Below are 24,470 nucleotides of genomic sequence, written 5' to 3' on the forward strand. Positions count from 1 at the left end.
GAAGCAGTTAAAAGTCAAATTTGAGCGATAGGACAAAACCCAGCATCAGAAAACTACCTGTTCCCGGGCCAAAGAATCCGCCGTAGATACCGACGACCAGACCAATCACCGATCCTAACAACAGCTGCTTCGCAAATGGAAGCACCCTGGTTTGGGCGGCTGCGAGATTTTTGTTTGTATAAACATAGATCAGCATCGCAAACTTTCGCGCCTAAAAAGGAAGCTGCAAATGCAGCCAGACTGACTACAAGCAGGAGCCGGTAATCAAACCGGATACACTTGCTCTACTGATACGCCGCCACTGCTGCTCCTGAAATGGCGGCGATCTTGTTGGTACCAAAAAGCATAGCCACCGCCTTATCCGGAAACGCGATCAGGAGCGCCGGAATCTGTATCAAACCTCCCTTCCTACCATAGCATTAATAAATCCCGCTAAAAAGCCAGTTGATACTGTTTCGGTACCGGAATTTCTGATCCTAATTTTCGTGCCGCTTCCAACGGGAAATAGGGATTTCTTAAAAACTCCCGCCCAACAAACACAAGGTCAGCATCGCTGTTGGCCAGTATCGTTTCTGCTTGTTCTGCGTTCGTAATCATGCCTACTGTACCCACATATAAAGTATCTCTCACTTCACGTTTGATAGCACTTGCAAAAGGCAATTGATATCCCGGCCCGGAAACAATTCTAGCGCCAGGAACAGTTCCTCCGCTCGATATATCGATGATATCTATACCCGCTTGCGACAGCAGCTTGCTCAACCAAACAGAATCATCAACCGTCCAGCCTTGCTCCATCCAATCGGTAGCGGATATACGTACAGCGATTGGGAGCTCCTGAGGCCACACTTCTTTTACACGCTCGATGATCTCGAACAAAAGTCTGGCGCGGTTTTCACGGCTTCCACCATATTGATCGGTACGCTGGTTAGGAATTGGAGATAAAAACTCATTGATTAAGTAACCATGCGCAGCGTGAATTTCAATCAGTTCAAAACCGGCTTTCAAAGCTCTTTGTGCAGCGTCGGCAAAGGATTGGATGATTTCATCGATATCCTGTTGGGACATTTCACGGGGTGTTTGCATGATCGGCGAGAATGGAATCGCCGAAGGCGCAACGGTTTGCCAGCCATCTTCATCTTCCGGCATCAGCGCACGACTTTCACTGCCCAGCGCCCAGGTACTGCCTTTTCTGCCCGAATGTGCCAGTTGGATCGCTGCTACACTTCCACTGCTTTTAATAAACGAAGCGATTTTTGCCAAGGGGGCAATATGCTCATCTTTCCATATTCCCAGATCGCCGACTCCTATCCGACCGTCAGCACGAATAGCTGTTGCTTCAAGCGTTACTGCTCCAGCACCTCCCATTGCCCTGGATCCATAATGTACCAAATGCCAGTCGGTGGCGAAACCATCTGTTGCAGAATACATACACATGGGTGAGGTCACAACACGGTTTCTAAACGATATTGATTTGATAGTTAAGGGACTAAATAACTTTGACATAATCTTACTTTTATAAATAAAAGCATTACTGGCAGTGAATCATCACCAATAATGCTTTATAAAATTTACTTTTTATTTGCTGTACAGGTGGAATAATTTTGCAATAACTTTCCATTCTCCATCTACTTGAATCAATGAGTGGTAATCGGTAAAGTCCTCATCAGCGGCATCACTTTCCATCTCAACACGCACAAATGCTGTGGTAGGTGTTTTATGCAGTACTGACAGATGTGTCTTGATGTGAGGAGCGGAACCGAATTTTTCTATATAAGCGTATAGATTTTCAATGCTGCCCTCGGACAAACCTTCCGGTAAATGTCCGTACATGACAGCATCTTTATGGAATGTCTTTTTCAATTGTTCCACATCGCCTGTCCTTAATCCCTCTACATATCCCTGTACTACCGCCAATACATCATCATAATCCTGAACGCTATTGATATTCTTATTTGCAACCATTATCTCTACTTTTTAACGTGATAAACTTTACTTACAATTTTCCACAGATCGCCATCTTTGACCAGGGTAAACATATCAGCAAATTTGCTTGGGCCGAATTGTGACTCAATGCGGACAATAGCCACATCTTCTGCCACATCCAGGGTGGTGAGTTCGTAACTTGCTTCCATAGGTTGCCAAGTATCGAATCCATCAAATAAAGCCTGAATCGGTACACTTTTTAATTTACCATCTTCTGTCCAGGACATTGTTGCAGTCGGTGAAAATGCTTCCGCTGCGATTCTACCACTGGCTTTCCGCCCACCCTCCACATACAAATCGATTGCATGTAGTATACCTTGTTTTTCCTGCTGTGAAACTTCCATAATTTGGTTATTTTTAATTTTGTTTTTATTCATACTACTTGTGCACGATACCCAAAGAAATGGTAATAATGCCAATGCTAAAACCCATTTTCTACTCCTGGCCATATTGTACAATTTTCCTACTTAACTATTTTATTTTCAACTATTTGATAGTTTTTATTTGTTTTACAAAATTACATCTAACCAAAGAGACAAAGTATTCTGTTCAGCTCAAATAATCTTTCTATTTGGTCCAATTTGATGAGTTTAAAAAGTGACATTTACTTCTGAATAGGTGATGTTTACCAGGTCAGATTGATCCGAAATAAATACAGTTGCCTATAAAAAAAGCCTCACCAAAATTTGGCAAGGCTTTACGATCCGGCAACTATCAATTACAGTGTTGCCATATCAATTACAAACCGGTAACGGACATCACCTTTTTCCATGCGGTCATAGGCTGTCTGTATATCTTTCATGTCAATGAGCTCAATGTCGGAAACGATATCATTCTCGGCACAGAAATCAAGCATTTCCTGGGTTTCAGCTATGCCGCCTATGCCTGATCCTGCAACACTTTTTCTTCCGCCAAGCAAACTAAACGCAGCTATTTCTGCTGGTTTGGATGGAACACCAACGCAAATCAGCGTACCATCTGTTCTTAGTAAAGAGAGGTACATATTAAAATCATGTTCGGCAGAAACGGTGTCCAGAATGAAATCAAAAGTTCCTAAAGCCGCCTTTACCTGAGCTTCATCGCTGGTAACAACAAAGTGATGTGCGCCCAGTCTTTTAGCATCTTCTTCTTTTTTTTGTGATGTACTTAAAACAGTTACTTCCGCTCCGAAAGCAACGCCAAACTTTACACCCATATGCCCCAAACCGCCAAGACCAAGTACCGCCAATTTATGTCCTTTTCCTACTTTCCAATGCCTCAGAGGGGAATAGGTTGTGATACCAGCACACAATAATGGTGCGACCGCAGCCAGGTCCAGTTTTTCAGAAACATGCAGTACAAATTCTTCCCGCACCACAATGGTATTGGAATAGCCACCATACGTTGGTGTTTTCCCGTCACGCTCCATTCCGTTGTAGGTTTGCGTATTGCCTTCCAGACAATATTGTTCAAGATCTCTTTTGCAATTTTCACATTCCTGACAGGAATCAACCATACAGCCTGTTCCTGCAAGATCGCCTACTTTAAATTTCTTTACGTGATCGCCCACTTTGACCACACGACCAACGATTTCATGTCCTGGGACCATTGGGAATATACCCGGAAACCAATCGTTGTTAACCTGATGCAAATCGGAGTGGCAAACACCGCAATATAAAATATCAAACTGAACGTCGTGGGGGCCAACTTCCCGGCGTTCAAACGCCCAGGGCGCTAAATCTTCGTTAGGACTCTGCGCAGCGTATCCTTTGGTTTCAATCATCTCTTAGTTTGTTTTATATTAATATTTAAGTTTGTTCAAATTTGGAAGCGCCGCCTTGGTTTACCGCATGATTTAGAATTCTCGTTTGCTACTTCACCTGTTTAAGCGCGTCTTTGATGGGCGTGTCACCGTCATGCATCATGATCACTTTTCCAATGGTATGATCATCTTCCAGAATGGCAACTAGCGCATCGACCACATTGGCAATTGAATTTGATAACGGCTCTTTTACATCTACGGTAATCTTCCCTGTTCCGATTTCCTCCTTTAATGCGCCGGGTTGCAGAATGGTGTAGTTCAGGCTGGACTGGCTCATTAGATATAGGTCTGCGTAATGCTTGGCGATGTTGTAATCTGTAATATCTTTCAGGAAAGATTCGTGCCAGTGACTGGGTTCAAGAGCGAATACTGAACTGAGTAAAATGAATCTTTTTACACCTGCTTTCTCCGCAGCCTGTATGGTTTTAACAGCACCATGCAAATCAATTTGCAGTAAATTCTTTCCTTTTGAACCCGCCACAAAATAAACGGCGTCAATATTTCCCTTCATTGCCTCCACCATCCGATTCACATCCCAAAGTAAATCAAAGGCAATGAACGATATATTTTCAGACGGGGAAGAATTGTTTTCATGCCTTGATCCTGCCAAAACAGTATAGTCCGATTCCGCAAGTTTACCTATCAAAGCCGAACCTACGCGTCCGCCTGATCCGATTACTAATATTTTTTTCATAAGATCTGATTTAAATGTCTAGCTCCGAAATATGGAAGGGGCCTGACCATGGTATTGTTTAAAAATCCTGGAAAAATGGGATACGTTTTCAAACCCGAGTGTATAACAAATATCAGAAACAGACATGAGTGTGGTTTCCAGCATATCTTTTGCTTTTTCCAGTCTCTTCTCCCGTATCCACGAAGCCGGTGATGTATTATAAACCATTTGAAAATCTCTTTTGAAACTTGATAAACTTCTGCCTGAAAGATAGGCCAGCTCCAATAACGAAACCGGTGAAGCATAATGCAGCTCCACTACATGACGGATATCTGCCCTCACCGGCTGGTGCAATTGAAGAATCTGCAAAAACATATTACGATTACATTCTGCAACGTCGTAGAGCAGTTCCATAATTTTTAGTCGCAACTGCCCCGGATGAACAATCGAATCGTCATAGAAATACGGTTTGAGAGAATGGGCGAACGCTACGAGACATTCATTCATCGGGTAAACAGCCGTTTTAATTTCCCCTTCAATTTTGGGTACTTTAACTTCCGATGAAGCCAGAAACGTTTTTAACAGATCGTCTTTTAAACTGAACATCAGACTGTCATAGATGTTGTCATTATCCGGATTGCCCACTTTATCGTATTGTACTGAAATCGCTTTCTTTAAAAGAATCATGTCGTTCTTCCCAAGTGCATACTGCTGCTTTCCATACGTCAGCGTGACAGTGCCTTCCAGAACGATCAGCAGCAAATGCTCTTCCAGGTACATTGTGCCCTTGGCCTTCATGCTGTGTATGCATTGCTCTATGACCGAACAGCCATCCAACATTAAAGCGCTCTGTTGCCCCGGACCGCTCACCAGCGCAGTAGGAACCTTAATCACTTTGCTCATATCCATTCTTTAAAAAGTCAGCTTTTCAGTAACATGATCAACCCAATCAAAGTTACCAGCTCATCCGTATTTTAACTATGATACAAAGGTATTCATCACAGACTTCTCGCACTGTCCTATTTAGCTCAAAAAGTTTGCTGATTTAGCTCAAAGATTTAAGAACTGGCCTCGTGCACCTTCTGAACAAGGGAGTCTAAAAACAGACTAGGTGCTTGGCGTCCTTCTTGCTGCCTGTTGCCCTGTTAGTGGATGCATTCCAACGCGTTGTTGACCATTTTCGTTTAGTGGAAATCTCATTTGCCTTCCCGTTTACTCTGATTCTAAGGTATACAAACCTCTGCTCGCCCTGGTCATTCTTTGCGGGTTTAAGATAAAAAAGTAACCCGAGTGATTTCTCCATCATTTTGTAACTGGTTTAGAATAAAGCAAATTTCGGAGTTCACTACAGAAATGACAAGACGAAAACTACGCTAACATGCTCATATACAAATATTTACAAACACCCCAGTGAGTGATTTTTTTTCGAAAAAGGCGTACTACACCGAGTACTCACATAAACTTTGCGAGTTATTGCAAAATTTGATACCTGAAACACATTAAAAAAGCCTGTTTACGTATCGCAAACAGGCTTTTAAATGTTTTGAAACTACTTTTCGTGGAGACGCTCGTCTTTGGAACTTTCGTTGTTTCTTTTGCTTTCGATATGGGCAATCCCTTTCTAATGCCCTAGAAGCTATCGATATTTTCACTCCCATAATTTACGCCTGTCCTCCCTGCCGATCCAATAAGGTCTGCAGTGGTAGATATCCTTGTATTTTTTTTGCATTTGTTCTGCTACAGGCTTGACTGTTTTCCTTTCGTGCTATCTGCCCTCAAATGCGGCTATTGTATTAGTTACTGATATTTTAGAGATGACAACTAACTCTACGTTTTTACAGGCGTAGCCTGATCAGTTAACCGGATGCAGGTCTATTCTCAACATTAATATGCTGACGGTAGGTATTGATAAAAACCCTCAGAGCACCCGATTGTAATTTATCCTTTCTGAAGACAAGGACCGTAGTCATCGTCCCCAGCAGTTTGCTGAGCCTATGGCTGACAATTTTTCTGCCTGCATAGTATTTGGAAATGACTTCTTGGGGCAATATACTAATACCCAGACCAGCTTCTACAAAATTGACAATCCCCTCAATAGAATTCAGTTCAGTGCTTTTGTATTGTATAATCCCCTTAGAGCTTAGCCAGGATTCTAATCTTGCCCGGAATATACAGCCCTGACCGAATGTCACGATCTTCACAGGGTGCTTTGCAAGTAGTTCTTCCAGTTTTGGCCCGCCGCCGGCAGTTAAGATAATGAGCTGCTCTTCTTTGATGCGGATCTGATCCAGACCGGCAACGTTAACTGGAGCTGATACAAATGCGGCATCCAGATCAAAGTTCAATACCTCGCCTATCAGCACTTGTCTCATCTGGGATTTAAACTCCAGTTCAACGTCGGGATAGTGCTGCTGAAAGTAATTGAGTATTTCCGGTGCTTTTAAAGCCATAGTAGTTTCAATACAACCAATCCTGAGTGTCCCACCCACCTTATCAGTATTTTGCACGTTGCTTTTAGCCTCGGCAACCAGCTGACCGATTTGCTTACAGTATTGCAGCAATGTTTTTCCACTTACGGTTAGCTCTACCTTCCGGGATGTACGGGAAATCAGCTCTGCACCGAATTCTTCTTCCAGACTTTTAATCCTTGCAGTAACGTTGGACTGCACTGTGAACATTGCCGCGGCCGCTTTGGTGAAACTTCCGGTGGATGCGACTGCCTCAAATATTTTCAAATCGTTGGTATTCATAAAGGAATCATAAAAAGTGATTTAAGTGATCACAATTAATCGTTTGTCATGATTAAATGTCGTGATTAGTTTTGGTAAAAAAAAGGAGATGAAACATTTATCGGATTACATATTCGCCTTAGTGCTACTGACATTATTCTCGCCCAGTGATATGCTGGCACAATCAAATCAACCATTAACTTTTAATAAACCAGCCATGCCAAACAACTCTGTACGTTACCTGAATGTTCAAGTAAATCGTCTAAACTTGTTTTACAGGGAAGCAGGCGCACCCGATGCTCCGACTCTTCTTTTACTACACGGTTACCCGACATCCTCACACATGTTCAGGAACCTGATTCCAATCCTGAGTAAGCAATACCATGTCATTGCACCGGACTTACCCGGATTTGGCTATTCTGATGCCCCATCCAACAAAGACTTCAATTATACTTTTGACAATCTCGCCGCTACCATGCAGGCCTTTATTGATACGCTTGGGTTAAAACGCTTCGCCGTTTACGTTTTCGATTATGGCGCGCCGGTCGGGCTGCGTCTGGCGATGGCTAATCCGGAAAAGATTACCGGTATCATTTCGCAAAACGGCAATGCTTATCAGGAAGGATTGAGCGGTGAATGGAATCCGATACGTAAATATTGGGCAGATCCTTCTCAGCCAAATCGTGAGTCGCTCAGGGATTTCGTATCCAAAGACGCCACCTGGTTTCAGTATCATCAGGGAGTACCCGATCAGTCACTAATTGCTCCGGAGACTTACACCCTTGATCAGCATTTTTTAGACAGGCCGGGAAACATTGACATACAACTCGACCTGGTAAGAGATTATAAAACCAATGTCGAGCTTTATCCGAAGTTCCATCAGTACTTCAGACAATACCATCCTAAATTCTTACTGGTTTGGGGCGACAAAGACCCTTATTTCCTGCCCGCAGGAGCTGAGGCATATAAGAAAGATTTGCCTGATGCGGCCCTGAAATTTTATGACACAGGCCATTTTGCTTTGGAAACCCACGTTGTGGAGATAGGACGCGAAATACTTGATTTTATGCGTTCGCTACCCAACTAGTTGAATTCAGCTCCGCCGGATGTGATAGCCGGCTAAATATCCGGCAGGACTTGGTCGTTTAGCTATTGTAAAAGCTCCCCTGTTTGCCTATCAGCAGCGGAGAATGCGATGGTGAAGCATCTGGCCACTGCCCAAAGCATCTAACTGCCTGGATCTTGCGTTAAGTATGTTGAGTAATCATTTAAGCTCGATATCTTGTCTGGTTGACAAATCTGTACATGTCTAAAATCTCGTTGATGCAAAGAGCAAGTTCCCTAATACCGGTCATAATAATGTTGGCAACTATACAGGCTTTTGCTCAATCCGGTATGGTGAAGGATTTGACGCGCAAAGATCAAGCTCAGATCATAAGGGAAGCGGATAGCGTTATTACTTTGAAAATGAGAGAATACGGCGTGCTTGGAGCATCTATTGTGCTTGTGGATGCCCAATATACAATATTGGCAAAGGGGTTTGGCTACACTGATCCTTCAAAGGCAAAAAAGGTAGATGAGAAAACGCTTTTTAGCATGCAGTCCATATCAAAAACGCTGACAACAACCGCTTTTCTGATGGAAGCTACCTCGGGCAGTTTTGGTCTCGATGATAAAATCCGGCGTTATTATCCTGCTCTTCATGTCCAATCCAGAACCGGCAGCAGCCAGGCCGACAAAATGACCTTTCGACACCTTTTGAGCCATCGTGCAGGTTTTTGTCATGAGGCGCCCTTGGGTAACAATTACGACACGACCAAATACACCTTCGAGCAGCATGTTCAAAGTTTCAACGGATCCTGGCTAAGATTCGATGTGAACGAATTTTTTAGTTATTCGAACATGGGCCATGATCTTGTTGGTTATGTTGCTGCAAAGAGAGCTAACAAACCAATTGATCAGTACCTGAAAGAAAGCGTACTGCAACCATTGGCAATGACTAGCAGCACATATAGCCAGGATGAGGCTTACCAATTCAAAAACATTGCCATCGGGTGTTATGGAAACAATGTCTTGCAAAGAACTTATATCCCCAACATTGCTGCAGGTGGTCTGTATTCAAACGCTGTGGATATGGGCAGGTATCTTCAGTTTCAGCTGAATGATTGCGTAATAAATGGTGATACACTGGTTTCCGGTAAGCTGCTTGCACAGATGCAAAGCGTTCAATACAAGCTCGATGGTCAAAGCTCCGGCTACGGATTGGGTGTGCTGGTCAGACCATTCTATGGTGCAACCATGGTTTTTCATCCCGGTGACGGATACGGCTACCAAGCCCTGCATGCCTGGATACCCCAAGCAAGGATAGGCATTGCCATTATGACAAATGATGGTCTGGTATCGCCATTTGCCAGCGAGGTATGCGAGTACATCCTGAAAATGATGCTTTTACACAATGTAGATGGTTTAGAAAAAGATCCTGACGTTGATCTTAAAGCCACCATTGAGCTTGATCCAAATTATATAAGAACATTGACCGGAAGATATAAGAGTGGACGGCGGGTGGTTAGCTTTGTTGAAATGGCCGGGAAACTTGCCGTGATTTCAGAAATTGATACAATAAAGTTGAATGCGCATAGTCAGCAAGAGTTTTCTGCTCCGAATGGTGAGAAGTATCTGTTTGACGCCGGTCAGACAGGCAAACCCAGACACTTTGTCAATATCAACCAATACGGCGCTGATTTTTACATCTACAATGATTCACCGACCGAAAAGGCGGGGCCGGGCAAGGCAGCCTGGACTGATTTAACCGGGACTTATTCAGGCTTCAACAACCGTCAGCCACAGACAGTCAAAATTTTCCTAAAGAATGGCTATCTGTATTGTTCAAGGGGCGGCGAGACAAAATTAACCGAATTTAAACCCGGAGTCTTTTTCACCTCTGATGGAGATCCACTCATTCAGAAAGGGAACAGAATTTATCTGGGTAACAGGATTTTTACCAAACAATAGGCTTTTTGATACCGAAGCTTCAAGTTAGTATCTGTTCTATTACCAGTTAAATGAGTGGTTAAAGAATATAAAATCCATTAGTAGGAAAAAAGTAATAGTGAAATTGAAATATTAGTAGAATTTACCCTGAAACCAGAAGTGTTAAAAGAATTCGAGGCAATACTATTACCTCATCTGCAAAAGGTTGCCCAGCAAAAACTTGTCTTATGTTGGCTGCCATTCGTAGTGAAAATGATCAAACCAAATACATCTTTTATGAGCGGTGGAAAGATCCAGGAGAGTTTTGGCAAGTCCAGATGAAGAAAGATGACCGCCTACCTTACAACCAGCATATAGCAGTATTTAAAGCTGCAGACAGGAAAGTGACGATGTAAAAGTCCCGATTTTTACAGATAAAATAGAAATTATCAGTTAGGGTATTTACTTTAAAGAATGACTAATAAAGTATAAAACCAGCAGAAGGCCTGCCATTTTAAAAACTCTCCCCTTGGATGTTTTGCCAGTAGTGATCTGTAAAGAGCTCATATTACTGATGCTGAAGCTAGGTATTCAGACGCTGTGGATATGGGGATGTATCTTCAATTGAAGTTGAATGACGGCAGAATATTTGAACAGTGACTGATTTCACCAGAGCTGCTCACAGAAATACCTAGTGTTCAATACAAGCCCAAAGTTCCGGGTACGGATTGGCCTGACTGGCAAGGAGTGTATACTAGTCAGCGCCGTGCCCAGCTACCCGAAGCGTGGCTAGCATTTCCCTTCTGACCAATGATGGTCTGATGCAACTTACCAGCCAAATATCCGAACACATTTTAAAATGATAATTTTAATAGAATCCGAAGGTTAAATATCAAACTGCTAATGAACTGAAAACAGATTTAACTACCCATCTATCTTAAATTTCAAACCACCGAAGCAATGGCAAAAGCTACTGAATCACTTGCAGAATTCTATAAATATAAGTTTGAGAAGTCACCGAAAGTGATCAAAGACGAGCCCGGTCAATTTAATGTCTTCCGCATCCAGGACAGCTTACAACCCGGGCAGGTATCTGCGGATTATATCCGTAGGGACTTTTACAAAATTATGCTGTTTGAGGGTAGTAGTGTATTTCATTATGGAGATATGAGTATCCCTGTCAATGGAAAAACGCTGCTATTTTTTAATCCGAAAGTACCCTATACATCTGACCCTGTTACGGCTCAAACCAAAGGGTATTTTTGCGTATTCAAAGACGAATTCATCAGGCTCAACCTTCGGCTCAACGTAGGTAATCTTCCTATGTTCAGCCCCGGCAGCAGGCCAGTCTTTTCGCTTGACGAGAATCAGTACTTACTTGTCAATAATCTGTTTGAGAAAATGATCAATGAATTTAATTCGGAATACATTTACAAACAGGAACTGATCCAGGCTTATGTAACCGAGCTTATTTTTACAGCCCAGAAGCTTACTTCATCTTACACCACAGCAATTTTAAATGACGCCAATTCCCGAATTACTAAGGTATTTACAGAGCTTCTTGACCGGCAGTTCCCTATCGATTCCACGACCCGCCGCTTCGGGTTTCGCTCGGCCAAAGTGATTGCACAGGCGCTTTCAGTACATGTAAATACATTAAACCGTGCCATTAAGCAAACAACCGGTCGCACTACTACCGATCATATCAATGAACGATTGATTGGCGAAGCGAAGGCGTTATTGAGATATACCAATCTGAACATATCCGAAATCAGCTACATGTTGGGTTTTGAGAATCAGGCCCATTTCAACAAGTTCTTTAAAAAAAACACTGCTTCGGCTCCTTCTGCATTCCGGAAGGTTTGAATTTGACAAAGATCGGTTTGCCGGCAACAAAATTACCGGCTAGTCTCCATCGTAACTTTGTATCAGATCACAGCCAGGGCTTTTTCCGGCTTACAGGCTGTTTCGATCTGTTCATTTATTAAAAGTTTGTAAAATTTTATAGAACTGATGAAAGTGATGGAAAACAATATTGAGCAGCAAGCAGCAAACAAACAAATTGTAACAGATGCACTATCTGAGTCGGCGCATGATTTTACCTTATTTTTTAAAAATCTCTTTTCAAAAGATGTTCAGTGGACAATCGCCGGCCACGGTCCGGTAGCATCAACCTACTACGGTATGGAAGAGCTTTTTGAGATAGCAGAATCACCTTTATACCTCCGATTGGCTCAGCCATTGACCATCAAGACCTTGGGTGTATGGGCTGACGGAAACCAGGTATTTGCAAGGATAGAAAGTGCGAGTGTCGCCATTGACGGTCAACCGTACCAAAATGCTTACATGTACATCATGACTATCGAAAATGGTAAAGTTGTTTCCGGGATCGAATGGCTTGATCTGAACGCGTATTACGATATCGTCAGCCGTATAAGTCTGGATTAGCTCACAACGAAGAACTCAGCATTTTTAGAAACGGAATATCAAGCTTAATCATGCTGAGTTCCTGGTTGAACAGACTCATTGCTATGCGAAAGTAAATATTACTATCTTCGGAAAACACAATACTAAGCCCGGTAAACCTACCTATGCATTTCAGCAAAAAAGTATTAACTTTTCTTTTGTTTTTCTCTAACCTAGTAGCTCAGGCTCAATCGGTATTGCCTATAACCCCTGAAATGAAACGTGTGTACTTGAAACAGACACGAAACAAAAATGGCACTCCGGGAAAAAATTACTGGCAGAACCACGCAGACCATAAGATAAAAATCACATTTGATCCAGTAACCCGTGCCGTTAATGGCAGTGTCCAAATAAACTATACAAACAATAGTCCGGACACGCTGAGCCGGATTCTGCTGAACATTTTTCCTAATCTCTATCAGAAACAGGCACTGCGTAAGATGGCTGTCAATTCCAGCGACTTGGGAGATGGCCTCAATATCAGTGAATTTCTAATCGATGGCAAAAAGATCGACAGTACAAATTTGGTTACCAGAGCTACACTGATGACAGTCCGGAAGGTAACGATACATCCTGGGCAAACAATTAAAGTAAACATCGACTACGCATACACACTCAACAAGGGCTCATTCATCCGTACCGGACAGGTTGAAGAAGGCGCATTTTTTCTGGCATATTTTTTCCCTCGAATCGCCGTCTATGATGATGTGGATGGTTGGAGTGAGTATCCTTACACAGGTCATGATGAGTTTTATAACGACTACGGCAGTTATGATGTAGACATTACCGTGCCGGGAGACTACCAGGTTTGGGCTACAGGCGATCTGACTAATATCGACCAGGTATACAGCCCCCAATTCGTCGAGCGGATCCGGCAGGCTGAGAAACAGGATGAGGTTAAAAATATCATTACCGAAACAGATATCACCACAGGAGGAATTACCCTGAACAGTGGTGGGCTAAACACCTGGAAATTTCATGCAGATCATGTCACTGATTTCGCCTTCTCGATCAGTAATCATTATATCTGGAAAGCTGCAAGTGTGTTGGTCGACCCGAAAACAGGCAGGCGAACACGTGTTGATGCTGTTTACAATCCGCGCCATGATGCATACCTGCCCGTTATTGACTACGCTGTAAGAACTGTAAAAGCGATTAGTTACCAGTTTCCGGCCATTCCCTTTCCCTATTCTCATCAAACCATTTTTGATGGATTGGACGCAATGGAATACCCTATGATGGTCAACAATCTGCCTTTCGAAGACCGTCAGGAATCTGCGCAGTTGACCACTCATGAAATCTTTCATGCTTTATTTCCATTTCTTGTAGGCACCAACGAAACCAAACACGCGTTTATGGACGAAGGTTGGGCAACGCTTTCGGAATTTCTTTTATACCCGTTTGTTGATCCGAATGGGAAACTGGATTATGATATCAGTGATATTAATAAAAGTGCCGGTACTGCCTGGGACGTACCGATTATGACCCCCACCCCACAACTTTATGGAAAAGCAAGATACGCCAATAAGGATCTGAAACCTGCATTGGCCTATTTGTACTTAATGCAGATGCTGGGAAAAGACGTCTTCATAAAAGCCATGCAACACTATATTTTTACCTGGCAAGGAAAACATCCGACGCCCTACGATTTCTTTTATAGTATGAATTCTTTCACGGGCTTGAACCTGGATTGGTTTTGGAATAATTGGTTTTTCAGCAAAGGCATTCCTGATCTGGCAATTGGAAGTGTGAAAAAGTCAGGCGACCAATACAAGGTTGTCATCGAAAATTTGGGATCCGAACTTGTCCCTATCCACCTTACGGTTTTTTACCAGGATGGCAGTAAAGAATTGATAAGCAAACACATTGGGTGCTGGGCATTGGGGAATAAAACAGTAACGATAGTGGTCAAGACAAAAAAGAAAATCAAAGAGCTTGTGTTGGGAACCGAATTCGATGTGGATTCTGAAAAGGAAAATAATGTATTGCTCGGCAGTTCAATTGAAGAAATTCGGCAATTGGAGTAAACCAAAGAATCAGAAAGCACAGGCTCGCTGTCAAACCTGATAGTTCATATTTGCTCATGCTTGGACAAATCCATAGCTGGGAACTCACCGAGATCCCCAAAGGGTATGTAGTAATGATTCAAAAAGTTTCCTGTTAAACCATCCCCTTTAGCACTCTCTATTTCAAAGCTTCCCGCTAAACATTCCAAGCGGCTTTTGTTTGGAAGAACAAAATGACATCCTTCCAGGCATTTTCAGAAGTATTGAACCGGAATATCTTCAAGTGCTGCCCACTTTGGAGCAGTCGTTCAGACGTATCTGCAACTGTTTTTTAATTTGCTCAAAAGGGAGATAAAGTCACATCCCATGCTACCACATCCGTCTCTACTCAAAAATTTGTTCACGCAACTCGGCTTGTAATACACCGCTAACTAAGACATTGAATATCATGCAAATATTCTAAAATAACTTCCAAAACGCTCAACGCAACCTGCAAGAAGTTAATTGGAATATTTGCCAGCGCATTGATCAACGAAAAAATTAACGGTAGAATCTAAAAAGCTGCTTTTGTACTCACACCAAAACCTGACCGAGCCTGTGTTTGAATTGGGATTTACAGCTCACTTCCCATTTTAAAAAGTTCTTCAAACGCCAGACCGGAGTACTTCCTGGCATTTATCGAAAGGGGATTTCCTTAATATGCCAGAAATCGGCTCGGATGTACAAAGCCGGCTGTAAAAATTGGCGTCTGATATGTCCACAACCCGTTAGACGATATCTATACAACGAGTTTCAACTCTATTGTGATTAAGGTAAATTACAAAGAGAAGGATATGATGTTATGAACAACCTAAGATAAAGCCATGAAAATGAAAAATGCCTGCATATGACAAGAATTGAGCATTCATTTCATCATACACAGGCATTTCATTAATTTTACTTCGCTATGATTCTGGAAGACATGATTTGTCCATTTTGAAGAATTACTTTAACAATATAAAGTCCTTTTTCCAATTGACCAATATTGATTCCTTCTGAATCAGGCGTTTCGACACTATGGATCAAAGCTCCTGAAATGGAGAATATTTCTATTTTTTGAGCTGGAGATGGTAACTTAGAAAATTGTAGCATCTGGCCAGATGATGCCGAAATTGGGTTTGGAAAAACCGTCAATTTAACTGAAGCATTGTTACCATTAAGACTTCGAATAGTGCTATAAGAATAGCTACCATCCTGATCCACCATTTTCAATCGATAATACGTAATACCCTCCCAAATTTCATTATCATAATATTGGTAGTCAGAGATATATGTGCCTCTATTGGTAGTAGGAATGGAAACTACCTTAGTCCATTCGCGGGCATTCATACTTTTCTCAACCTGAAATTCCTGACTTAAATTTTCTTCTGCTGTCTTCCATTTCAACAGAGCTGGTTCTCCGTTTTGACTAGTAACGTCAAAAGATACCAGGCGTACAGGAAGAGGGTCTGATGGATAAGTATAAACTAAACAGGCTCCGGCATTTGCGTTAGTAGACACACTGAAAGTTGCATTCCCTCCATTAATTGTCGATGTGATTTCAGCACTTGCCGCAATCTGTATCTGTACATTACTACCATCAGTATTGTAAGCAGCATTGGATAAGTTGCTACTTGTCCATGTTTTACCTGATGAAATGTCATAGTATGTATATGTTGTAGAAGCAGGGACCAGAAGATTTTGACTTCCGCCGATATTGCTTTTTGCAAATTCCATAGCAGAATTAATATTGCTCGATGAACTTGGAGCTTCGTGATATACAATCGCACCAACATCCAGACGTGTTACTCTGGCTGGTTCACTGTTATTTGTGTTTACGATTTGTAATTCAGGGTGGCTGGTCATAGCCGATGTAAAGAGCTTTACAGAGCTATATGGAGTTGAAATATCCGGTTTCGTCAAATTTAAATACACATTTGAACTTAATCCCCAAGGAGTTAACTCTAATGAATGTATGTCACAAACTGTTAGAGTATTGGATTTTCTTTCTAGCTTAAAATCCTTACCCGCTTCTACCTGATTTGCTGATAATGAAAACACAGATGGAGAAGAAGTTACAGAAAATCCGTCTGATGGATATTCTATTTCTAAGGTATAATTACCTGCTTCTGCTTTTGCTGAAAGTTCATAAGCACCCTGGTCATTAGTCAGTGCATAACTTATAACATTACCATCTGAGGTTTTCAATTTTACAAGGATTCCTGCAATTCCACCGCTTCCATTCTGGCTTACTGTCCCCCGAACCAGTGATGTGTGATCTACATCGTAATTCGGACTTGGTAGAACTGGAAAAGTTTGTGAATATCCCGCATTATTGATAGAAAATATAATTAAAGCCAGAAAAGCTAATTTATTATATTTTGAAATACTATTCTCTAAAAAAGAGCTTTGGTAAAAAAACTGATGCATTATTATTTAATTTAAGTTATCACTCGCCAGTAATAAATAAATTTCGATGCAAATCTGAAGATCTCCTTATATGTTAATTATCATTTGGTAAAATGATCGGTTATTGACAGAGCACTTCTAATATACCTATTTACATACTGGCATAAACGAAGGCAAAATTACCCGTTGCACAGCGAAGCGAATGGCAACTATCTTGTCAAAAACAGGGTAAAATCCAACCAGAAGCATTTTTAAAGTTATATTATATAGAAAAAATTATATTTTAACAATAATTGGCGCTTATCAATATGTATACCTGTCTTTCGTAGACAGTCTAAAAATAAACCTGAAAAAAGTTATATTACATAGCAATGTTGCTTGATCATAATTATAGCACAAAACCCAGATTTGGCTGCCTTGTTGTGATAAATAGATTTTATGTTAAACAACAAAACACAGACCAAGGGGCTGAGAATGGTTTTGGGAAAGTTCTTGGTTTTATACTAAGAAATTGTGCTTTTCACAATCTGTTGCAGACAGCGGCTATATAGGCTAAGCGGTCTTTGTAGAGGAGGCTTTTTTGAGAATCTTTTAAGCAGAAAATTTCTTCGAATGCCGCAAAATTGTTTGTACAATCGGTTGGTCAGGTTCCGAACTTGAATATAAAATACCTGTTTGGAAGAAACCGATGAGCAAAGTTTGCTTTGGATCTTTCAACTCGTTAATAAATGGCTTATAATTAGCTTGATACATCACCTTCATACAAACGAGTAAGGAAAGACTCTTGTCAGTATAATTCTCTTTTCCAGCTTCACATTTGCGATCATACTTTCTAATTGATTCTCGTACGAGTTCTTTTTTGTCCTCAAGAGCGGACTGACTAAGAAAACCATCTGTCGCCAACAATGCCTCAAACAGACCAAAATCTAGGGAGTACTCACCTTTTTTTATTGAATCCGACAGTTGTTGGATGCATAATGGATTTCGACTAGTATACTCCCGCAATACTGTAGATAACCTGTCCTTTCTGGTAGATAACTCAGCTAATCCGGAAAACGTAGTAACTACATTATTCATATGCTTTAACAAGTTATTAGTCAAGTAGATATCGTAATTAAATGGAAAATTCAACCATGAGTCTAATAAAGCTTCATTTGACATAGCTTCCAGCCTTTCAGAAGGAATCTGACATGCGTTAAATCTAGTCTCAGTATCTGGAAGTTCTATCCATTCCTTGGTTCCCGGCAACACAGGATACCTCCATGCATCTGATGGAGCATTATATGGTGTGCAGTCGATAGGATCCGGGGCTACTGTTTTTGAGTGGCAACAGCATAATAATATTATGATTGCCCCGGATAGGAGGTTGGTTAACAAGGGCTTTGTAAGACTGTTAGAAAACATTGACATAACTAGGTGAGATATTCAATTTCAGTATAATGTATGAAGTTATACATTTGATGCAATGAAACAGACATTTTATGATAAGGCAAAGCTCTGCTGTCGTAAATAACGACGGCAGCTGTCAAAATCAGACACTTTTTGAGTCTGCGATGAGCGGCCGCCTGATAACGGGTTCAGCTTTAAATCGCTTTGCAACAGGCCTGCGAGCGAATAGACTCCACAGCGCATATCCATAGGCTGAATCAACAAGAAATAGCATATAGACGATGATTGAGACAGCATCGGTTAAGCCAGCAATGCTTTTACCCATATGGGCTCTGGCAATTCCCAGAAAATAGAATTACCTCTATTCAGTTAGCCATAGCTCTGCAATTGGTTGAGAAGATAGCATCTAACCTTATTGTGAGCTGTACAAGATAGTAAATTGAGCTATACAGGCAATTTTGCTCACGCAATTCCCCTGACCTTTGCACCAGAACAAAAACATCACAAATCATGAATATTGTAATGACCGGCGCAACGGCAGGCATAGGCGCAGAAGCATTAAATCATTTTGCCAATGAAAAAAATAGGAAAATTTATGTCGGTGCGCGTGGTAATGCCCGCCTGGTACCCGACTCAACGGTAGTTTTACCGCTCGATCTGTCTTCCCTGAAGAGTGTCCATTCTTTTGCAGATAATGTAAAACGACGGCTAGCTAATGAAAAAATCGATGTTCTTGTGTTAAATGCAGGAGTGCAGGCAACTACTAATCAACTACGTAGTGAAGAGGGTTTTGAGTTGACTTTTGCGACGAATCACCTTTCTCATTATTTGTTGGCAAGGCTGCTTTTACCAAGTATTAAAGAAGGTGGCAAGGTTATCATGACGACCAGTGACGCGCACGATCCGGCTGTTATTCCCTTCGGACCAAAAGAGTTAAATATTCAAGAGTTGGCATTTCCGACCCACCGCAGTCCGAAGGGAATGGCTTTTTATGCAGCGACTAAGCTTTGTAACTTACTTACGATCAGCGCTATGGAATCAAAGTTTGGCGAGATAGAAAATATAGCTTTTATTGCATTCAATCCGGGCTTAACCGGTGATACATCTCTGATGGGCAAACAGTCGGGGTTTATACGGTTTGTAGTATCTGCGATTCGTCCGTTATTTCATATGATTAGTTTTATCAAACCAGCCTTTTACATGGGAACCGCAAAGCGTTCAGGAGAAGCTTTAGCAGATCTAGCATTAGGTAAAGTCATACCTCCCAAAGGTAAGATTTATGCCTCATTGGTCAGAGGTAAGCTTACCTTTCCCAGTCCGTCCGTGCTGGCACAGGATGATTACGCAAGAGATTTGTTATGGAATGAAAGTGCCGGAATGGTAGGGCTGCCAGTTTAGAAAAGACCAGTATGAGAAAGCAGACAGAAAATTTATTTACAGATTCCATCGTCTATTCGTTGGATACAGCTAAACAAACAGAATATGACAACCTGCTTGAAGAAAGTGTTTTATTACTGCAGCTTTCGGGCGAAATGACCTTTGAGACATCCGGCGACAGGATTACAGCGCGCCCGGGTGAAGTGTATCTGGTAAAAAAACACCAATTCGTGAAAACTACCAAGACTCCTAAAAATAATGAATTTTACAAAGCCCTGATGTTTGTAATGAAGGAGGATATTTTGCGGGAATATGCGCTGGAAAACCAGATGGAAACAAAAGAGAAATATCGCGGTGAGTCGAATATCCTGCTGCCCGAAAGTAATTATATAAAGGGTTTCTTCAACTCGCTTATCCCCTACACCCAGAATGCGAAAAGTATAAGCCATCCGCTGAGCATATTAAAGGTAAAAGAGGCTATTGAACTTTTGCTACAGCTGAAACCGGATCTTCGGGACTTCCTTTTTGATTTCTCCGAACCTCATAAAATTGATCTGGAAAAATTTATGCAGGCCAACTTCAAATTCAATGTACCAATTGAAAACTTTGCTAGACTTACAGGAAGAAGTCTGGCAGGTTTCAAGCGAGATTTCGATAAAAAGTTCGGTATTCCGCCCCGCCAGTGGCTACAAAACAAACGGCTTGCAGAAGCACACTTCCAAATAGTCAAGCATAACAAAAAACCGTCTTCTATCTATTTGGAGCTTGGTTTTGAGAGCCTGTCCCATTTCTCATACGCTTTCAAAAAGCAGTTTGGATATTCCCCAAAGGCTTCCCGTATCCAACATACGTAATGAAGAGATTCTCAACAACGATTTTAACATCTTAGATGCTGTCTACGAGAAGGCTTTCGGTGTCAAAAAAAGCTTTCGGTCGGTCTGAATGAATTATTCGAATTATAAAAATCATAGTTTCACTTGAGATGAATGTGAATGGTTTTCCGGTGTTGTTTTCTCTCAAAGCTGTTTTTGTACTATCTGTTGCCATACTTTACAAGCGGCTGGAATACGTCTGCATTGCTACATGTGTTCTGCACGCGGGTAACAGGCGCTATATTATGATCATGGCTTTTCTGACTGCCTTCGTAAAAGCGGCAAAATGTACCTTCTGTATTGATCAGAAAGATGTCGCCTTACGCTCTTACAGTGTGTATCCTGCATGCGTTTACGCTGGTATCTTTATCGCATCTTATAAATGGCAGGTTGATCCATAAGTAAGAATAGCCCTGCCTGCCGCCGTTGTCAGCTTGCTGGTAGGGCACTTTGCTTTAAAGATTTCCAGCGGCAGAAAAATTGTGCAGGACAACATAGCAAGTACCTCACATACATTTTTCAAATATCGCCTCTTCCTTAAAATAAGTCCTGTATAGCACCATTCGCGTTGGTGTCAGTGATTTGATAATATAAAAGTTATCCTGAATGTGTTTGGGGATGCCATAGTCTATCAAAAGAGTATCAGCTACCACTGTGTACGGATAGGAAAAGTAAGAAACTACCGGTTCACAGGCAGTTGATTTTGCCCAGGTTTCTGACAATACATTTTTATCCAAAGTCCATCGCAGATAGGGCTGTCCATTGGGTATTGTTGTCCAGTTGCCGATCAAATCCTCTGGCCTAAAATCTGGCTGAATCACTTCTTGCTTTGTGGGTTTACATCCAAACAATACTATAAACAACATGGCAATTAATATAATTACCGAAGGCTTCAGATAGTGTTTTGTTACTGCGTTTCGATGCACGGCAATCTTCATTTTATAAATCTATACGTTTGGTCTATAAGAACATTCCATTTTAAGACTACTTGATTGTATCGAAAATTAGATTCGGACAAATGCGGCTGCTCGGAAATTCGCATTCTTAAAAAACTTCCCTTCCGTTAAACCTGAGGTGATTGTGTGGCGAAAAAGCTGCTGAAAGTGTAACGGTCATTTAGCACTCGTCACTCCCTTTTTGCGTGTGTTCCAAAAGGCTCGTAAGCTGGTGACAGACCAAAATCAGAAAGTGTCTATGCAAAGCATGCTCACAGCGTATGGCTCACGAAAGCCTTAATCAGCCTTCTGGCCTTATCTTTTTACTGAAAATTTTAGGGTTTTGATCCGTAAGGTACGGATTAACTTTACGCAAGACATTAAGCATTGTATAATGACAATTCAACAAATTCAGGCATTGGCCCAGCAGCACGGCCTGCTGCTGAGCGAAGAAATGGCTTTTAATGAAATGGGCATCGACTTTAAAATTGGTTTTGCCAAAGATCTCAACCAGCGCCAGTGGGTACTCAGGGTTCCGAGGCGAAATGATCTGGATAGTCAGATTGAGTCGGAAAGCCGCATTTTAGATCTTGTAAAAAAATACTTGTCCGTACAAGTGCCGGACTGGAAAATAGCCAGCTCTAAGCTTGTTGCTTACCCTCTGTTAAAAGATCCACCGGCGCTGTCCTTCGATGAGAAGACGTATGAGGTAACCTGGCATTTCGACCAGCACAGTCCCAAATATGTCCCCAGCCTTGCCAAGGCGCTTGTCGAGCTGCACAATATTCCACTAACTGAGGTTATAGCAAAGGATTTGAAAGTTCTCAAACCACAGGATCTGCGAGCGGAGATATCTGAACGGCTCGCGCTGGTCAAATCAGAGCTGGGAATAAGCCAGAGTCTTCAGATGCGCTACCAAACCTGGTTAGACAATGACACGCTCTGGCCGGATTTTACATGCTTCATCCATGGGGATCTGTACGCAGGACACACGATGGCAACTGCTGATGGCGAAGTGAGCGGTATCATTGACTGGTCTACTGCACACGTCAGCGACTTAGCTCTGGATTTTTCCGGTCACGTGAATGTCTTTGGTGAAAAGAGTCTCAGAGAGCTGATTAATGAATATGAAAAGCAGGGCGGCAGGGTGTTCGATAAATTGTATGAACAATCTATCGAGCGTGCAGCAGCTTCGGCTCTGGCCTACGGTTTTTTTGCTGTTCAGACCAATGATCAAAACCATATCGCTGCAGCAAAAGTGCAGTTAGGTGTTTAATTGCATTTAAATGAAAAGACATACGCTAAGAAATATAACGACTCGACGTCTGGGGGGCCATTATTGCTTTCTTAGTGTATGCCTTTGCTGTGGCAGAGGATTTTGCTCTTTTGCCCTACATGAACTGCACAGCAACTCACTGACAGAATCCTTCCTGATCGCTCTTGTCTCTAACACGCATAAGCTGTCAGCTTTATTCTTATCCCATCAAGGGATTCCGATGCTTTCAACTGACAAGCCAGACGGCTGATGCTTTCAGCGTCGGGTCTTGTCTCGAGCGTATCCAATTCCTGATCAAGAGGGGCTTGCAGCTGATCAAAACCCTGCAGGACCAAACAGTGGCAATCTGCACAAAGGGCCATTCCGCCACATGTAGCACGCATTTCATAATTATGCTCTTTGAGTATCTGCATCAGATTACTATCCTCTGTTTCCTGAATCTGGATCGTTTTCTGATTCTGCTGACGGTCAATTACAGTTACGTGTATCATTTAAAACGCGTTTATACCGTTGACGGTAGTGTACTTGAAACTCAGTTTTTGCTGTGGGTATACATACTTAAATGCACTTTGAGCCATCAGGGCCGCTTCGTGAAAACCGCTTAGAATCAATTTCAGTTTTCCGGGGTATGTGTTAATATCCCCGATCGCATAGATACCCTCTACACTGGTACTATAATCGCTTAGCCGAACTTCGATTGCGGATTTATCTAGGGCGAGCCCCCAACTGGCTATCGGTCCCAATTTGGGTGTCAGACCGAACAGAGGTATAAGGTGATCGGCCTCAAATGCAAAATCCTGCCGTGTTTTGCCCGCCACAGTCACAGACTGCAAGTGCCCATTTCCCGAAACGGATGTGATCTGCGATTCAAGAAGCAGTCTGATTTTTCCTTCCGATGCAAGCTGACCGACTTTCTCTGCAGAATCAGGCGCGCCACGAAAGCTCTCGCCACGGTGTACCAGCGTCAATTCGGATGCAACCTCAGCCAGAAAAATAGTCCAGTCTAAGGCAGAATCCCCACCTCCGGACAACACTATCTTTTTATTACGGAAAAGCTCCGGATCCTTAATGAAATAAGAAATTCCCCTACCCTCAAAATCTTCCAATCCGGATATAGCGGGTTTCCGCGGCTCAAAGCAGCCGAGCCCGCCAGCAATGACTATCACCTTCGCCGTTATCAGCGTCTTCTCGCTGGTCAGAACAGTAAACTTGCCAGCCTGATCTTTTTCAATACTATCGACACGTTCTGCCAGCGTAAAACCTGGCCGGAAAGGACTGATCTGCTCCATTAGATTCTCAATTAGCTCCTGGGCAAGAATAGAAGGATAACCGGGTATATCGTAGATCGGCTTTTGCGGATATATTTCCGAAAGCTGTCCGCCTACCTGCGGCAGGGCATCCACCAGATGGCAACGCATTTTAAGCAAACCCGCTTCAAAAACTGCGAATAGTCCAACTGGGCCTGCCCCAATAATGCATATGTCTGTATCTATCATTTGTAAATTGGCTTTTAATTCTGTCACAAAACTCTGGAAGTCTTGCTGTTTTAGCCAATCACAAATCGTT

The 24,470-nt window shown here is 42.1% G+C and carries 24 protein-coding genes; 10 read left to right on the forward strand and 14 right to left on the reverse strand.

What is annotated here, in order from left to right; all coding sequences use genetic code 11:
• Positions 1-7 precede the first annotated feature (7 nt).
• The 9 genes from DSL64_RS02530 to DSL64_RS02570 form a co-directional block, all read right to left on the reverse strand.
• A complete protein-coding gene (locus DSL64_RS02530) occupies positions 8-196 on the reverse strand; it encodes a hypothetical protein (RefSeq protein WP_115829054.1) in 189 nt (62 codons plus the stop codon).
• Between the two features lie 236 nt (positions 197-432).
• The gene (locus DSL64_RS02535) at positions 433-1,503 is read right to left on the reverse strand and encodes an NADH:flavin oxidoreductase/NADH oxidase (protein WP_115829055.1); all 1,071 of its coding nucleotides are present in this window, start codon (positions 1,501-1,503) and stop codon (positions 433-435) included.
• Between the two features lie 72 nt (positions 1,504-1,575).
• On the reverse strand, positions 1,576-1,962 hold the full coding sequence (locus tag DSL64_RS02540; RefSeq protein WP_115829056.1) for a nuclear transport factor 2 family protein: 387 nt from the start codon (positions 1,960-1,962) through the stop codon (positions 1,576-1,578).
• A 5-nt stretch (positions 1,963-1,967) separates the two neighbouring features.
• Positions 1,968-2,360: a nuclear transport factor 2 family protein gene (locus DSL64_RS02545; protein WP_158547849.1), complete on the reverse strand. Its 393-nt coding sequence runs from the start codon at positions 2,358-2,360 to the stop codon at positions 1,968-1,970.
• A 341-nt stretch (positions 2,361-2,701) separates the two neighbouring features.
• Positions 2,702-3,745 (reverse strand): NAD(P)-dependent alcohol dehydrogenase, encoded by a 1,044-nt coding sequence (locus tag DSL64_RS02550; protein ID WP_115829058.1) that lies wholly within the window; start codon positions 3,743-3,745, stop codon positions 2,702-2,704.
• Between the two features lie 88 nt (positions 3,746-3,833).
• On the reverse strand, positions 3,834-4,478 hold the full coding sequence (locus tag DSL64_RS02555; RefSeq protein ID WP_115829059.1) for an NAD(P)H-binding protein: 645 nt from the start codon (positions 4,476-4,478) through the stop codon (positions 3,834-3,836).
• An 18-nt stretch (positions 4,479-4,496) separates the two neighbouring features.
• Positions 4,497-5,360, reverse strand: a complete 864-nt coding sequence (locus tag DSL64_RS02560) for an AraC family transcriptional regulator (protein ID WP_115829149.1) — start codon at positions 5,358-5,360, stop codon at positions 4,497-4,499.
• Between the two features lie 193 nt (positions 5,361-5,553).
• Positions 5,554-5,763 (reverse strand): Arm DNA-binding domain-containing protein, encoded by a 210-nt coding sequence (locus tag DSL64_RS29485; protein WP_115829060.1) that lies wholly within the window; start codon positions 5,761-5,763, stop codon positions 5,554-5,556.
• 550 nt (positions 5,764-6,313) lie between these two features.
• Positions 6,314-7,207, reverse strand: coding sequence for a LysR family transcriptional regulator (locus tag DSL64_RS02570; RefSeq protein WP_115829061.1), 894 nt, complete (start codon positions 7,205-7,207; stop codon positions 6,314-6,316).
• A 196-nt stretch (positions 7,208-7,403) separates the two neighbouring features.
• Between DSL64_RS02570 and DSL64_RS02575 the strand changes: the two genes are divergently transcribed.
• The 6 genes from DSL64_RS02575 (at position 7,404) to DSL64_RS02600 (ending at position 14,649) form a co-directional block, all read left to right on the forward strand.
• On the forward strand, positions 7,404-8,273 hold the full coding sequence (locus DSL64_RS02575; protein ID WP_115829062.1) for an alpha/beta fold hydrolase: 870 nt from the start codon (positions 7,404-7,406) through the stop codon (positions 8,271-8,273).
• 272 nt (positions 8,274-8,545) lie between these two features.
• Positions 8,546-10,198: a serine hydrolase domain-containing protein gene (locus DSL64_RS02580; protein WP_158547850.1), complete on the forward strand. Its 1,653-nt coding sequence runs from the start codon at positions 8,546-8,548 to the stop codon at positions 10,196-10,198.
• A gap of 206 nt (positions 10,199-10,404) precedes the next feature.
• Positions 10,405-10,572 (forward strand): hypothetical protein, encoded by a 168-nt coding sequence (locus tag DSL64_RS29115; RefSeq protein WP_199539316.1) that lies wholly within the window; start codon positions 10,405-10,407, stop codon positions 10,570-10,572.
• A 544-nt stretch (positions 10,573-11,116) separates the two neighbouring features.
• The gene (locus DSL64_RS02590) at positions 11,117-12,022 is read left to right on the forward strand and encodes an AraC family transcriptional regulator (RefSeq protein WP_115829064.1); all 906 of its coding nucleotides are present in this window, start codon (positions 11,117-11,119) and stop codon (positions 12,020-12,022) included.
• Positions 12,023-12,178: 156 nt separating this feature from the next.
• On the forward strand, positions 12,179-12,604 hold the full coding sequence (locus tag DSL64_RS02595; RefSeq protein WP_158547851.1) for a nuclear transport factor 2 family protein: 426 nt from the start codon (positions 12,179-12,181) through the stop codon (positions 12,602-12,604).
• Positions 12,605-12,837: 233 nt separating this feature from the next.
• Positions 12,838-14,649: a M1 family metallopeptidase gene (locus DSL64_RS02600; RefSeq protein ID WP_229216926.1), complete on the forward strand. Its 1,812-nt coding sequence runs from the start codon at positions 12,838-12,840 to the stop codon at positions 14,647-14,649.
• A 915-nt stretch (positions 14,650-15,564) separates the two neighbouring features.
• Here the strand turns inward: DSL64_RS02600 and DSL64_RS02605 are convergent.
• Positions 15,565-17,076 (reverse strand): T9SS type A sorting domain-containing protein, encoded by a 1,512-nt coding sequence (locus DSL64_RS02605; protein WP_115829066.1) that lies wholly within the window; start codon positions 17,074-17,076, stop codon positions 15,565-15,567.
• 570 nt (positions 17,077-17,646) lie between these two features.
• Positions 17,647-18,459 (reverse strand): hypothetical protein, encoded by an 813-nt coding sequence (locus tag DSL64_RS02610; RefSeq protein WP_115829067.1) that lies wholly within the window; start codon positions 18,457-18,459, stop codon positions 17,647-17,649.
• 495 nt (positions 18,460-18,954) lie between these two features.
• On the opposite strand from DSL64_RS02610, the gene DSL64_RS02620 reads away from it, so the two are divergent.
• From DSL64_RS02620 to DSL64_RS02630, 3 genes are all read left to right on the forward strand, one after another.
• A complete protein-coding gene (locus tag DSL64_RS02620; RefSeq protein ID WP_115829069.1) occupies positions 18,955-19,842 on the forward strand; it encodes an SDR family NAD(P)-dependent oxidoreductase in 888 nt (295 codons plus the stop codon).
• Positions 19,843-19,853: 11 nt separating this feature from the next.
• Entirely contained in the window at positions 19,854-20,675 is an 822-nt protein-coding gene (locus DSL64_RS02625) for a helix-turn-helix domain-containing protein (RefSeq protein WP_115829070.1), read from the forward strand.
• 128 nt (positions 20,676-20,803) lie between these two features.
• On the forward strand, positions 20,804-21,094 hold the full coding sequence (locus tag DSL64_RS02630; protein ID WP_115829071.1) for a hypothetical protein: 291 nt from the start codon (positions 20,804-20,806) through the stop codon (positions 21,092-21,094).
• A gap of 105 nt (positions 21,095-21,199) precedes the next feature.
• On the opposite strand, the gene DSL64_RS02635 is transcribed toward DSL64_RS02630, so the two are convergent.
• On the reverse strand, positions 21,200-21,619 hold the full coding sequence (locus tag DSL64_RS02635; protein WP_158547853.1) for a hypothetical protein: 420 nt from the start codon (positions 21,617-21,619) through the stop codon (positions 21,200-21,202).
• 403 nt (positions 21,620-22,022) lie between these two features.
• Here DSL64_RS02635 and mph point away from each other — a divergent pair, with 403 nt between their 5' ends.
• Positions 22,023-22,904: an Mph(E)/Mph(G) family macrolide 2'-phosphotransferase gene (mph, locus tag DSL64_RS02640; protein WP_115829073.1), complete on the forward strand. Its 882-nt coding sequence runs from the start codon at positions 22,023-22,025 to the stop codon at positions 22,902-22,904.
• A 170-nt stretch (positions 22,905-23,074) separates the two neighbouring features.
• On the opposite strand, the gene DSL64_RS02645 is transcribed toward mph, so the two are convergent.
• Together DSL64_RS02645 and DSL64_RS02650 are read right to left on the reverse strand one after the other, a co-directional pair.
• On the reverse strand, positions 23,075-23,395 hold the full coding sequence (locus DSL64_RS02645) for a 2Fe-2S iron-sulfur cluster-binding family protein (protein ID WP_115829074.1): 321 nt from the start codon (positions 23,393-23,395) through the stop codon (positions 23,075-23,077).
• Positions 23,396-24,400, reverse strand: a complete 1,005-nt coding sequence (locus DSL64_RS02650; RefSeq protein ID WP_115829075.1) for an NAD(P)/FAD-dependent oxidoreductase — start codon at positions 24,398-24,400, stop codon at positions 23,396-23,398.
• Positions 24,401-24,470 lie beyond the last annotated feature (70 nt).

Origin of the sequence: Dyadobacter luteus (assembly GCF_003383615.1) — a bacterium.
GTDB classification, from domain to species: domain Bacteria; phylum Bacteroidota; class Bacteroidia; order Cytophagales; family Spirosomataceae; genus Dyadobacter; species Dyadobacter luteus.

Coding starts and splice junctions, on each gene's coding strand:
- DSL64_RS02600 (WP_229216926.1), top strand. CDS start 12,838: ATGAAACGTGTGTACTTGAAACAGACACGAAACAAAAATGGCACTCCG.
- DSL64_RS02650 (WP_115829075.1), bottom strand. CDS start 24,400: ATGATAGATACAGACATATGCATTATTGGGGCAGGCCCAGTTGGACTA.
- DSL64_RS02530 (WP_115829054.1), bottom strand. CDS start 196: ATGCTGATCTATGTTTATACAAACAAAAATCTCGCAGCCGCCCAAACC.
- DSL64_RS29485 (WP_115829060.1), bottom strand. CDS start 5,763: ATGATGGAGAAATCACTCGGGTTACTTTTTTATCTTAAACCCGCAAAG.
- DSL64_RS02610 (WP_115829067.1), bottom strand. CDS start 18,459: ATGTTTTCTAACAGTCTTACAAAGCCCTTGTTAACCAACCTCCTATCC.
- DSL64_RS02625 (WP_115829070.1), top strand. CDS start 19,854: ATGAGAAAGCAGACAGAAAATTTATTTACAGATTCCATCGTCTATTCG.
- DSL64_RS29115 (WP_199539316.1), top strand. CDS start 10,405: ATGTTGGCTGCCATTCGTAGTGAAAATGATCAAACCAAATACATCTTT.
- DSL64_RS02570 (WP_115829061.1), bottom strand. CDS start 7,207: ATGAATACCAACGATTTGAAAATATTTGAGGCAGTCGCATCCACCGGA.
- DSL64_RS02645 (WP_115829074.1), bottom strand. CDS start 23,395: ATGATACACGTAACTGTAATTGACCGTCAGCAGAATCAGAAAACGATC.
- DSL64_RS02555 (WP_115829059.1), bottom strand. CDS start 4,478: ATGAAAAAAATATTAGTAATCGGATCAGGCGGACGCGTAGGTTCGGCT.
- DSL64_RS02540 (WP_115829056.1), bottom strand. CDS start 1,962: ATGGTTGCAAATAAGAATATCAATAGCGTTCAGGATTATGATGATGTA.
- mph (WP_115829073.1), top strand. CDS start 22,023: ATGACAATTCAACAAATTCAGGCATTGGCCCAGCAGCACGGCCTGCTG.
- DSL64_RS02595 (WP_158547851.1), top strand. CDS start 12,179: ATGGAAAACAATATTGAGCAGCAAGCAGCAAACAAACAAATTGTAACA.
- DSL64_RS02590 (WP_115829064.1), top strand. CDS start 11,117: ATGGCAAAAGCTACTGAATCACTTGCAGAATTCTATAAATATAAGTTT.
- DSL64_RS02545 (WP_158547849.1), bottom strand. CDS start 2,360: ATGAATAAAAACAAAATTAAAAATAACCAAATTATGGAAGTTTCACAG.
- DSL64_RS02630 (WP_115829071.1), top strand. CDS start 20,804: ATGAATGTGAATGGTTTTCCGGTGTTGTTTTCTCTCAAAGCTGTTTTT.
- DSL64_RS02575 (WP_115829062.1), top strand. CDS start 7,404: ATGCCAAACAACTCTGTACGTTACCTGAATGTTCAAGTAAATCGTCTA.
- DSL64_RS02605 (WP_115829066.1), bottom strand. CDS start 17,076: ATGCATCAGTTTTTTTACCAAAGCTCTTTTTTAGAGAATAGTATTTCA.
- DSL64_RS02560 (WP_115829149.1), bottom strand. CDS start 5,360: ATGAGCAAAGTGATTAAGGTTCCTACTGCGCTGGTGAGCGGTCCGGGG.
- DSL64_RS02620 (WP_115829069.1), top strand. CDS start 18,955: ATGAATATTGTAATGACCGGCGCAACGGCAGGCATAGGCGCAGAAGCA.
- DSL64_RS02535 (WP_115829055.1), bottom strand. CDS start 1,503: ATGTCAAAGTTATTTAGTCCCTTAACTATCAAATCAATATCGTTTAGA.
- DSL64_RS02550 (WP_115829058.1), bottom strand. CDS start 3,745: ATGATTGAAACCAAAGGATACGCTGCGCAGAGTCCTAACGAAGATTTA.
- DSL64_RS02580 (WP_158547850.1), top strand. CDS start 8,546: ATGTTGGCAACTATACAGGCTTTTGCTCAATCCGGTATGGTGAAGGAT.